This is a genomic window from Acinetobacter sp. EKM10A (assembly GCF_011075215.1).
In the GTDB taxonomy this organism is placed as follows: domain Bacteria; phylum Pseudomonadota; class Gammaproteobacteria; order Pseudomonadales; family Moraxellaceae; genus Acinetobacter; species Acinetobacter baumannii.
The window spans coordinates 55,610-66,863 of the sequence record NZ_JAALLK010000013.1; the positions used below are offsets into that span (position 1 = coordinate 55,610).

The 11,254-nt window shown below is 39.7% G+C and carries 11 protein-coding genes and 1 riboswitch; of the genes, 6 read left to right on the plus strand and 5 right to left on the minus strand.

The window, feature by feature from the left end; genetic code table 11:
• Positions 1-39: 39 nt before the first annotated feature.
• On the minus strand, positions 40-1,212 hold the full coding sequence (locus G9371_RS14905) for an acyl-CoA desaturase (RefSeq protein ID WP_000199593.1): 1,173 nt from the start codon (positions 1,210-1,212) through the stop codon (positions 40-42).
• Positions 1,213-1,420: 208 nt separating this feature from the next.
• Here G9371_RS14905 and G9371_RS14910 point away from each other — a divergent pair, with 208 nt between their 5' ends.
• Positions 1,421-1,951: an META domain-containing protein gene (locus tag G9371_RS14910; RefSeq protein ID WP_000701693.1), complete on the plus strand. Its 531-nt coding sequence runs from the start codon at positions 1,421-1,423 to the stop codon at positions 1,949-1,951.
• Between the two features lie 28 nt (positions 1,952-1,979).
• Here G9371_RS14910 and G9371_RS14915 read toward each other — a convergent pair whose 3' ends face one another.
• The 3 genes from G9371_RS14915 to G9371_RS14925 all read right to left on the minus strand — a co-directional run bounded on the left by G9371_RS14915 (position 1,980) and on the right by G9371_RS14925 (position 5,302).
• A complete protein-coding gene (locus tag G9371_RS14915) occupies positions 1,980-2,693 on the minus strand; it encodes a glycerophosphodiester phosphodiesterase (protein ID WP_029424644.1) in 714 nt (237 codons plus the stop codon).
• A gap of 72 nt (positions 2,694-2,765) precedes the next feature.
• Positions 2,766-3,344, minus strand: coding sequence for a cob(I)yrinic acid a,c-diamide adenosyltransferase (locus G9371_RS14920; RefSeq protein ID WP_000509974.1), 579 nt, complete (start codon positions 3,342-3,344; stop codon positions 2,766-2,768).
• A gap of 95 nt (positions 3,345-3,439) precedes the next feature.
• Entirely contained in the window at positions 3,440-5,302 is a 1,863-nt protein-coding gene (locus tag G9371_RS14925) for a TonB-dependent receptor plug domain-containing protein (RefSeq protein ID WP_000045365.1), read from the minus strand.
• A gap of 35 nt (positions 5,303-5,337) precedes the next feature.
• A riboswitch (cobalamin riboswitch) is annotated at positions 5,338-5,545 on the minus strand.
• 126 nt (positions 5,546-5,671) lie between these two features.
• On the opposite strand from G9371_RS14925, the gene G9371_RS14930 reads away from it, so the two are divergent.
• The 4 genes from G9371_RS14930 to G9371_RS14945 are packed head-to-tail and all read left to right on the plus strand — an operon-like array spanning position 5,672 to position 9,099.
• The gene (locus G9371_RS14930; RefSeq protein WP_029424643.1) at positions 5,672-6,340 is read left to right on the plus strand and encodes a phosphoribosylanthranilate isomerase; all 669 of its coding nucleotides are present in this window, start codon (positions 5,672-5,674) and stop codon (positions 6,338-6,340) included.
• The gene (gene trpB / locus G9371_RS14935; RefSeq protein WP_029424642.1) at positions 6,315-7,544 is read left to right on the plus strand and encodes a tryptophan synthase subunit beta; all 1,230 of its coding nucleotides are present in this window, start codon (positions 6,315-6,317) and stop codon (positions 7,542-7,544) included. Before G9371_RS14930 ends, trpB begins: the two co-directional genes overlap by 26 nt.
• A gap of 9 nt (positions 7,545-7,553) precedes the next feature.
• Positions 7,554-8,066, plus strand: coding sequence for a DUF1543 domain-containing protein (locus tag G9371_RS14940; protein ID WP_001139539.1), 513 nt, complete (start codon positions 7,554-7,556; stop codon positions 8,064-8,066).
• Between the two features lie 37 nt (positions 8,067-8,103).
• Positions 8,104-9,099, plus strand: a complete 996-nt coding sequence (locus G9371_RS14945; RefSeq protein WP_029424641.1) for a DUF2804 domain-containing protein — start codon at positions 8,104-8,106, stop codon at positions 9,097-9,099.
• Positions 9,100-9,107: 8 nt separating this feature from the next.
• On the opposite strand, the gene G9371_RS14950 is transcribed toward G9371_RS14945, so the two are convergent.
• Complete coding sequence (locus tag G9371_RS14950; RefSeq protein WP_000991235.1) at positions 9,108-9,983, minus strand: metal-dependent hydrolase; 876 nt, start codon at positions 9,981-9,983, stop codon at positions 9,108-9,110.
• Between the two features lie 120 nt (positions 9,984-10,103).
• Here G9371_RS14950 and G9371_RS14955 point away from each other — a divergent pair, with 120 nt between their 5' ends.
• Positions 10,104-11,153: an AraC family transcriptional regulator gene (locus tag G9371_RS14955; protein WP_001155162.1), complete on the plus strand. Its 1,050-nt coding sequence runs from the start codon at positions 10,104-10,106 to the stop codon at positions 11,151-11,153.
• The last annotated feature ends 101 nt before the right edge of the window (positions 11,154-11,254 follow it).

Here is an 11,254-nt window from a genome sequence, read left to right on the forward strand (position 1 = left end):
AGTATGGCTCTACAGGTGCTATTTCGGGATAAAGACGTATTAGTCTGGTACGACGTTTGTGTTCTTTTTAATGTTACGCATTAAAGTTTCTAAACACTCACGGTGATGACTCAAACGATGTTCAAGCAATTGGAAATCAACTTTTAACTTATGATCCATTTTGTGAATCTTTTCAGCCATTGCTGCTTTCTTTGCTTGTAACTCTTGTTCTTTGAGTTTCGCCCAGTCATTTAAAGTATGCGTAAATGCTTCATACTCTTGAGCAATACGTTGCTTCATTTGACTAATGTCGGCATTTACATCATGACCATAAATAGCCAAGTCTTGTTCAGCATATTTAAACTTCATTGCCAATTCTGCTTTTTTAATATTAAAGCTTGGAATACGACGTAGGTTCTTTGCTAAACCAATCTTAGAGCATGTCCAGATTAGCCATTTTGTTGGATCATATTGCCACCATTTCACACCATTACGATAGTCGTACTGGAAAATATGGTGATAGTTGTGGTAACCCTCACCCCAAGTTGCAATCGCTAACCAGAAGTTATCGCGTGCTGAGTTTTCATCGGTATAAGGACGTTTACCGAACATGTGGCAAAGTGAGTTGATGAAGAATGTAACTTGATGACTAATGATTAAACGTAATAGACCACCAAGAAGTACAACACCCCATAAATCGCCAGTTGCCCAGCCAACCAAACCTAAAATACCAACGTGAACTGCTACGACCATCAAGGCGTAGTATTTATGTTGGAACATCACCAGTTTGTCATTGAGTAAGTCTGGTGCATTTTTAAAATCTGGTTCAGATGGAGAATGATCGCGGATCATCCAACCCATATGGGCATACCAAAAGCCACGTTCAATTGAATATGGATCTTCATCTACATCGTCGACATGACGATGATGGGTACGGTGACCAGATGCCCAAAACAGAATACTGTTTTGTACAGCAAATGTGCCGCCAATCATTAAAAGAATTTTAAGTGGTAACGACGCTTCATAAGCACGGTGTGCCCAAAGACGATGGTAACCAGCAGTAATCCCCATGCTACTTAAAGCTAAAAGAAAAAATAAGCTTACCCATGCGCTTACACTAAAATCATAATAATACGCATAAATCGGGATTATGATTGCAGCAAGAATTGGTAAACCAATTAAGGTAATGCTAGCGGTCCAGTTAATTGGGGCCTTGAGTGGGGCGGAAGTCATATCCGGCAGCGCTCCTAGAAACCTTGTCATACAAGGTAAAAAGACAAATCGACATAGCAAAACCAATCTTCAAGATATATTGCTATTTTGCACATCATATTAGCACGTGCTTAGTGAGAATCACTAGCATTATTGTACAGATGTATTGAAAGAACCGTAACAGAATTAAACCATGCCTGACAACATTTCAGATAGGAGAAGTTGTGTAATGAAAATACAGCGATTGAGAAAAAAGAATAGCATTGATATTGCAAGGAAATTGCCATTGAAATGTCTTTTCATCGCAATCAGCCTTGTATTGGCAGCATGTCAAAGCACGCCGCAACCAAATAATCACAAAGGCCAAGTAAAACCAACACATCGTGTACAAACGCCAGTTGTGAAAAAGAAAGTGAGTCCAGATGGTGTTCAAGATATAGATTGGCAAATTACCCAGATAAATGGTCATAAGGCAAAATTCTTTAACCAGTGGCCGACTCTTTCATTGAACTCTACAGTCAAAACAGTAACTGGTCATACAGGATGTAATCGTGTTTTTGGGCGATACACTTTTGATTTCAGCCAAAAGAAACTTGATATGGAAGTTAACGCAGGTCATTCGAGTTGTGATGGCGCTTTGGCGCAAGAAGCAGAATTGGTCGATTCTTTACAACGTATTAAACGCTTCCAGTTAGTAGGTAATACCTTATATCTACTTGATCAAAGCGGTCAGCGTTTGATTCAGGCCGAGAAAAAATAAAAGGTGGTCAATACCACCTTTTTTATATTTAAAGAGCTTCAAGCATTGTGGTTGGAATATCTGTAATTAAGCCCTGAATATCTAAATCCCGTAGTCTTTTTGCTCTTTCTACATCGTTCACTGTCCAGACACTAATGTTCAGACCAGCTTGATGCGACAATTGAATCATTTCATCTGTTGCAAGTTGATCATGCCAGCCAATATGACAGCACTCATATTGATGAGCAAGTTCAATCGCTGTTGCTCCAACCGGAAGTTCAACTAACAATCCGCGTTTAAATTGAGAGTTGATATCACGTAAAGCGGTTAGAATTTGAAGATCAAAACTTGTGATGGTCACGACTTTCTCGAAACCTTGTAACTCAGTCTCAAGCTTTTGAATTAACTTTTCTGCTAATGCCATATCTCTTACAGCTTTAACTTCAACTTCAATATGATCAAAGTTATCAAGTAAATTTAAAACGCCTGTAAGAGTAAGGGTTGGTTCAAAGGTTGGCCAGTTAGGCCAATTTTGACGATGATCAAATGATAATGCTTGAGCCAATGTTGAGTGCTCTACAATCTGGTCGACATCTGCCGTGCGCAAAAAATTATCATCATGAATAACGACCAACTCTTGATCTTGCAGCTGACGAATATCAAATTCGACACCACGAATACCTAAATTTTTAATGTGCTGAAAACCACCTAATGTATTTTCAGGAGCTTCTCGGCGTGCACCACGATGACCAATAATGCGCATAGATTTCTATTGTCCGTTCTTTTTGATAATGATCTCTTTAAACGTAGAGATCATTCTTAACTTAATCTATTTTTAAATCATCTCATTAATATTTTTTTGCCAAAGGACTTCTTGTCCGCCTTCAGCACGCTGTAAAGCACGCGATGCGACAAATAACCAGTCAGATAGACGATTTAAAAGTTGGAGTGCTGTAGCTTGAATATTTTGATCACGAGTTTGTACTGACATGAGCGATCGTTCTGCACGACGACAAACGGCACGGGCTTGATGGGCATAACTGCAAGATAAAGAACCAGATGGCAGAATAAATTCTTTTAGCATAGGTAAATCTTCATTCATACGGTCAATTTCTTTTTCAAGAAATTCAATACAAACGGGCTGAAGCAAATTGTAATTTGGAATACAAACTTCGCCGCCTAAGTCAAAAAGCCAATGTTGAATCAGACTCAAGCTTTTGTCCCAATCAGCTTTATTAGCCACTTGGCTGGCTGTAATTTGTGCACGGAGCACACCAATAATGGCGTTTAGTTCATCGACATCACCAAGTGCTGCAATTCTTAGATCATCTTTAGCAACACGAGAGCCATCGCCTAAACCTGTGGTACCTGAATCGCCTGTGCGTGTATAGATTTTGCTTAAACGGTGTCCCATGATAGATATCCTGAACATAAAAAAGGGGATAATGTCGGTCAGAACATTACCCCGAAACTGGAGTTAAGAAAATATTTTTATAATAAAGTTTTCGCTTAGTAGCTTAAGGTCACACCAGCTGATGCAAGGCGGCCACCATTTACGTAATAGATGCCTTTATCATAGGAAGCAGTTTTATATTTCACATCTCCAATATTCTGGATATTGGTAAAAAGCTTAACGTTTGGTGTGGCATTCCAGTAACCATTGAAGTCAACAGTTGTATATCCTGGCGTATCTTGTTTGTAGTCTTTCGCTTTAGATTTTGCAGAAAGTGAAATACTCAGTCCGTAATGTTCATTTTGTAAACCCGTACTTACAGTAAAGCTTTGACGAGGACGTCTTGATAATTCTTGATCTGTTTCATCGTTGATAGCTTTAACATAGTTATAAGATGATTTAATAAATAAGTCATCTCTATTCCAATTTGCATAGACTTCACCACCGCGCATAGATGCCTTGTCGATGTTGATATTTTGATAAACAGGGAATGTATTTATCCAATCGCCATTACATACAGCTATACAGCGTGATTCAATTAGATTGTCTATTTTGGTGTAATAGGCAGAAAGGCCAGTCGAAATATTGTAATTTAACTTTTGATCTATACCGACTTCATAAGAAATACTTTCTTCTGGCTTAAGATTGGGATTGCCACCAGAACCATACATGTCATTTAGTGTTGGTGCTTTGAAGGCTGAACCAATGTTGGCATAAATACTCGTCAATGGTAAAAGTTGATAACGGATTGCACCTTGTGCCACGGTATGTGTTCCGTATTTTTCGTTATCTTCAACACGAACACCGACTTGGGTATTTAAACCATTGTTCTGATATTGATGTTGTACGAAATAGCCTGTGCTATTGACATCTTCATCGTAAGGCGAACCATAAGAGAGTACATCGCCATCAATATTTTGATGAGTTACGCCTGCCAATACATTTTGAGATGAGGTGAATTGCCATTTGCCGTAAACCTCTGCTTCTTTTGTCGTACTATGTACAAAATCCCTTGAACCATTTTGATCAAGTTCATCTTTAAATTGAGATAATCTTGCATTTAGAGAAATATCTGAATTGAGATTTACACGGCCACGAATATTAAGTAATTCATTTTTGAAATCTTGAGAAGTCAATGAACCATCATAACGAAAAGTATCGTATTGGCTTGTTCCTTCATTTTGTGTGTAGTCAACAGATGCCCCGAAATCTTCTTTTTCTACCCCAACTTTAGTGCTGAAGCCTTTTTGATCATAAGAGGCTTTTTTAATGTCATTACCTTTTAGATCAGTGATACGTGAACCGTCAGACTCTAAACGTTGACCGCGAACTTGCGCATAAAATCCGTTTTCGGCAAGATCTGCGCCTACAATCGATTTATAAGTTTTATTTTCACCAATTTCACCTGTCACAAATGCTGAGGTTTTTTCTGGAGTCTTTGAAATAATTTGTACAACACCACCAATAGCATCCGTACCATAAAGAACTGATGCTGGTCCTTTGAGAATTTCAATTTGTTTAATATCTGTGGTATCAATAAATGCAAGATTTGCTGCACCAGTTGAGGCAGTGTTCAGACGTGCGCCATCACGTAAAATCAAAGCATGCTCAGAATTAGTACCACGAATAAAAATTGAAGATGTTTGCCCTAAGCCACCACTTTGAACCATATTAATAGCTGCATCACTCATTAATAAGTGTGGTAATTCAGCAATAGGTGACTGTTCTACAATTTTAGGTTCTATAATAGAAATTCGAGCCGGAACTTCACTTGCTTTTTCAGCACTTTTTGAAGCAGTGATAACAATTGGGTCAAGCTGAGTTGCATCTGTTGCATCTTCAGCAAAAATAACAGGTGAACACCCCATCGCAATAGCGATAGCCCCTACCAGACGAGTAGGTTGAAAAGATTTAGACATAACATGCTCCATACATTCACCCCACGTGAATGATCGGGTAGATAGATGAAACAAGTAGGTCTCCGGACTTCAGCGCCATAATTCATTTATGGACATATTCACCTTCCCACACTACTGCAGTGGTGTAAGTCGATTTCGACTTAAAAAATATGCTTTACATTGTTACCGTTGCGGGGGCAGTGCCGGACTTTCACCAGCTTCCCTAAAGCATGAATTGCTTACACTTGCTTCCATTTGAACGCAGTATAAAGTGCCGAATTACTTCGTACAATGTCATTTAAAGCAATTCCCTGAGAACTTTTACGCAAGGGGCAAAAATTGCATTACAATGGCGCTTATTTTAAGAAATGGTTGTAGTTTAAGCAGCTCATGAGCCAATCAAACCAAAAACGTACACGAGCAAAAATCTGTGGAATTACTCGCAAGCAAGATGTTCAGGCAGTAGTTGCAGCGGGAGCAGATGCGATAGGCTTTGTTTTTTTTCCGCCGAGTTCAAGAAATGTAACAGTTGAACAGGCAGAAGAATTAGCAAAACTCGTTCCGCCTTATGTACAAATGGTGGGTTTGTTTGTAAACGCGAGTGTTACTGAAATTCAGGATGTACTTGATTGTGTTCCCCTAGATGTATTACAACTACATGGCGATGAAACTCCAGAACAATGTCAGGAAATAGCGCGTCATTGTAAACGTCGCTGGTATAAAGCGATTCAGGTTAAACCTGATCTGGATGTAGTTGCTGAAATTCAAAAATATCAGGCAGCTGGTGCCAGTGCTGTATTGCTCGATGCGTGGCATCCTGAGCTTAAAGGGGGCACAGGACATCAGTTTGACTGGTCTAAATTCCCGAAACTTGATATTCCATTAATCTTGGCAGGTGGTTTAACCCCTGACAATGTCATTGACGCTATTCATACTACCGGTGCTTTTGCAGTAGATGTGAGCGGAGGCGTAGAGTCCGCAAAAGGTATAAAAGACCAACAACTCATTGAACGATTTATGCAAGGAGTCCAACGTGGATCAGCAAAACAATGTGATTGACTATACACAGTACCCAGATGCTGCAGGGCATTTCGGTATCCATGGCGGACGTTTTGTGTCAGAAACTTTAATGGCGGCATTAGAAGATTTAGAAAATCTCTATTCCCGCATGAAAAATGATGAACAGTTTTTGGCAGAATTCGACCGTGACCTCGCCTACTATGTAGGTCGTCCTAGTCCACTTTATTATGCTGAGCGATGGTCAAAAGAGTTAGGTGGTGCGCAAATTTACCTTAAACGTGAAGACTTGAACCATACAGGCTCACACAAGGTAAATAACACGATTGGTCAGGCGTTATTGGCAAAGCTTTCTGGTAAAAAACGTATTATTGCCGAAACTGGTGCTGGGCAGCATGGTGTAGCAACAGCAACAATTGCAGCACGTTTAGGTCTCGAATGTGTTGTTTATATGGGCGCTGAAGACGTTAAGCGTCAAGCGATGAACGTTTATCGTATGCGTTTGTTGGGTGCTACAGTTGTTCCTGTACAAAGCGGTTCTAAAACGCTGAAAGATGCCATGAATGAAGCGATGCGTGACTGGGTAACCAACGTTGATACGACGTATTATGTGATTGGTACAGTTGCAGGTCCGCATCCTTACCCTCAACTTGTTCGTGACTTCCAGTCAATTATTGGCCGTGAAGCTCGTAAACAGATTTTGGAGCAAGCAGGTCGCTTACCAGATGCATTAGTTGCTTGTGTAGGTGGTGGTTCAAATGCAATGGGCTTGTTCTATCCGTTCTTAAACGATGCCAGTGTAAAAATGTATGGTGTTGAAGCCGCTGGTTTTGGTATTGAGACTGGTAAACACTCTGCGCCTTTAAATGCGGGTCATGTGGGTGTATTACATGGTAACCGTACTTATTTAATGAGTGATGAACAGGGCCAGATTATTGAGACACACAGTATCTCGGCGGGCCTTGATTATCCGGGTGTTGGTCCTGAACATAGCTTCTTGAAAGATATGAAGCGTGTAGAGTACGTGCCGATTAATGATACAGAGGCTCTTCAAGGTTTTCGTGACTTAACCAAAATCGAAGGGATTATTCCTGCGCTTGAAAGCTCGCACGCGATGGCCTATGTGTCTAAGCTTGCACCGACGATGTCTCAAGATCAGATTATTATTGCGACTGTTTCAGGCCGTGGCGATAAAGACTTAATGACAGTTGCACGCATTGATGGCGTAGAAATGGTCGAGATGTAAGAGGATACAATGCCAAGCTTGTTTATGGTGATGTTGGGCGGGCGTCATGCACGTGCTAATACAGAAGTTCATGATGTGGTCATGGCTGTAGGAGATACTTTGGAAGAAGTTTATCCTCAACTTAAACAAGCTTGGTTTGGTGAGGCTCAAGGATTACATATTGATGCTTGGGCTAAGCTCTCAGGAGTTAGTTCTCAAGGACAGAACTATCAAATTCATTTTACTGATGCTGCTCCACAACCAGATGATTTAAAGTTATATTTAATTAATCTAGGTGGATATAATGCACGTGAATTCGGTGAACTTCATCGTTATGAGTTTGTGGTGGCACCCAACGCGGTAGTTGCCAAACAATTAGGTAAACAATTTATAGATCGGCAGTGGCAAAAAGCACATACAGACCGGGTCATTGATATTGATGACTGTTTAGCGATAGATTGCGTGGCAGGCCGTTATATTCATTTAATAAAAGGCGATTTTGCTGCAACAATTTGGGAAAATACATATTTGACTGTGGGATAGGTCATTTGAAATCTAATATTCATATGGAAGTGGGTAAATGGATTTAATTCAAGAAAATGGACAGCCTCGTTATGGGCGTTTTGAATCTGTACCGTCCACCATTCATGTCCAACGTTATATTTATAAAACTCCTTATGGCAAAGTCCTAAAAGGCTGGCGCAAACAATTAAAATATAAGAAATTTAAATTTTGTGGCATTCAACATAAACATTATAGTATTGGTTTGGCAATTGCAGATATTGGCTGGGTCGGACACGGTTTTTTCTATATCTATGACCATGAAACAGGGCAAGTCATTGAGTGGAATGCTATTCAGCCGTTAGGTCACAAGACGTATCTTGATGAACAGCCTTTGTTTAATCAAAGTTATTTTTCTAAATCGCCTTATCAGTTTGATATTCAGCATGCCAATGGTGTGCGATACATTCGAGTAACTAAATATGGGGAAATTTGTCTGAGCGCCCGTATTTTCTGCGCCGCAACAGATATTTTAAGCTTGTGTACACCAACAGGTATCAATGGTTGGACCTATACCCAAAAGCAGACCACTTTGGCTGTAGAGGGAATGTTCATTAATAAGCAAAATCAAGTTGTACAATTTGATGAAAAGACATTTGCTTCACTTGATGATACTTGCGGATTTTTACGTCCTGAAACAGCTTGGTTCTGGCTCTCATGTAACTTCTGGGATGAACAGGGGCGTCGTATTGGGTTAAATCTGGCCTCTGGTGTTAATGAAAGCTTTGGTAATGAAAACTGCCTATGGATTAACGGAGTTTTATTTCCGCTCACAGACGTTTTATTTGAAAAAGTAAATGATGAACTTTGGCAAATTAGTTCTCTAGATCAAAAACTTAATCTACAAGTGCATATTGGGTGGTGCCGATATGAAAATATAAACTTAAGAATGATTGGCAGTCAGTTCAATCAATGGCAAGCTAAAATTAGCGGCACGATTGAGCATGAGACAACCGATATAATCAATTGCAAAGAACAATACGGTTTACTAGAACAACATTATGCAAAATGGTAACAAGCAGGTTATAAACCTGCTTGCCAAAATGCTTCACCCGCTGCAATAGGGTCATTTGTCTTTTCGAGTGTTTCAATCCAAACAGGATACTGACGAATAACAGGATGCTGGCTTGGATGAAAATCTTTTTTAAACCAATCCATATATTGTTTTTTCATAGCTGTTAATGTGCCATTTTTGCCAAAGAACCAAGGTAAACCTTTAAGGTTCATCAAAAGTCTTTCTCTTGGACTGAAGCCATCACATTTCAACATGATATTGGTACGGTAAAGCGTAAAACCGAACATGAGTACGGTTGTTAAAACAAGCACAAAGCGACGTGTTGACTCTGGAACTTCTCCCACCTGTTTCATGACATCAAAGGCAACATCGCGGTGCTCCATTTCTTCAATGGCATGCCAAGCAAACAGTGCTCGAACATAAGGATGAGCGTTTTCTAAAGTTTTTTTATGGCTATAAAAGGTTTCTGCCATTAACGCTGTTAAATGTTCAGCGGCAGCGGTCATGGCAATATTATATTGTGGTGAACGTTTTGTTAGTTCAAAGCGGAAAATCTTTTTAAGGGTGGTTGTGAACTGGTCAACAGGCATGCCTTGCTCTTTCATGAGCTGATTCATTTTGTCATGTGCAATACCGTGTTGAGCTTCTTGTTTAATAAAATCCGCAACTCGTTTTTGTAGTTCAGGTTCATCAATTTTGTCGCGGAACATGCGCACACATTCAATGAAGTAACGCTCTCCATCTGGAAAGGTTAAGCTGAGTGCATCAAACATACGAGTTAAAAAAGGGTCATTGTTAAACCAAAAGCGAGGTGCTTCGTTTAAATGAAAATCGAGATCTTTACGAACTACTGGTTCGACCTGATAAGAAACATGTGCGTTCATCTTTTATTTCTCGCAACTATAACCTTTTCATTAGTATGTCGCGAGTGGTCGGCTTTGTTTTGACAGTTATCGCCAATTTTTATACAGTTTGCGACAAAATGGCAGTAAAAAGGACGCGCCATGCAAGAATTTACTATCTCAAATGGTTACTTCTACCTTTGGAATACGTATTTAAAAGAAAAGGGAATAGATTGGCAGACACTTAATTTAAGTGAAATTCAAACACGTCAAGTCCAAAATATTTTATCCGCTTCTATAGATGCTCAATCTTCTTTAGACCTTTTTATTGAACTTTTAGAGATAACTGAAACGCGATTACATGTGACTAATTTGGCTTTAGAGATGGCAGCCTGTATTACCCCTGCCAACTTTGGGGTCTTGGGTTATATGGCGTCCAGAAGTGATACCTTAGGTCAAGTGGTGGAGTATATTGCAAAGTTTCATCGTTTGGTCATTGATGGTGCACAGGTTGTCCCTATACAAATTGAACAGGATGCCTCCAAAATTCGCCTATATTGGCCTTTGGTCGATGACAGTAATATTCTACTGAGTGAGCTGACTTTGGCCGCAATGGTACAGCTTGCTAAACAGATCGCCCCTTTACATGAGTTTCTTTTACAGCATGTAGAGTTCGTACACCGAGCACGTGGGGCAGTGGTTCACTATCAACGTTTCTTTCAGTGCAAATTATCATTTGAGCGGCCTTACTATGCATTAACTTTTGCAAGTGAAAGTTTAAATGTTCGCCCTCAACATGCAGACCCAACTTTAGTGCAACTTTTAGTGAAACAAGCTGAAGAAGCTTTAGTTCAGCGGAAAATACATGCCGATTTAGTTCAGCAAATACATTGGATCGTACAGGAATACTTTAAGCATAAGCAGCAAGCGCCCAAAATAGAAGATATTGCCATCGAGCTGAATGTTTCCGTAAGAAGCTTGCAGCGCCAATTACAGGCATTAAACACTTCATTTAAATTAATTTTAGATGCTGAGCGTATGAAACGCTGCGAGATATTGTTAAGCCAAAATGAAAGTCTGACTGCAATTGCCGACCAGTTAGGTTATTCGGATCAGTCTGCATTAGCAAGAGCATATAAAAATTTAACAGGGCAAACATTATTAACTCGAAAAAAGCAATTACAGCTCATCCAGAAAAATGCAACGAAATAGAATTTTAGATGCTTTTTTGCTCAATTTGTAAATCAATAATGGCCCAAAAATAGGAAGCTTTGATCATTGAGAAAAGTTTCAAAATATTGATAAATGTACGC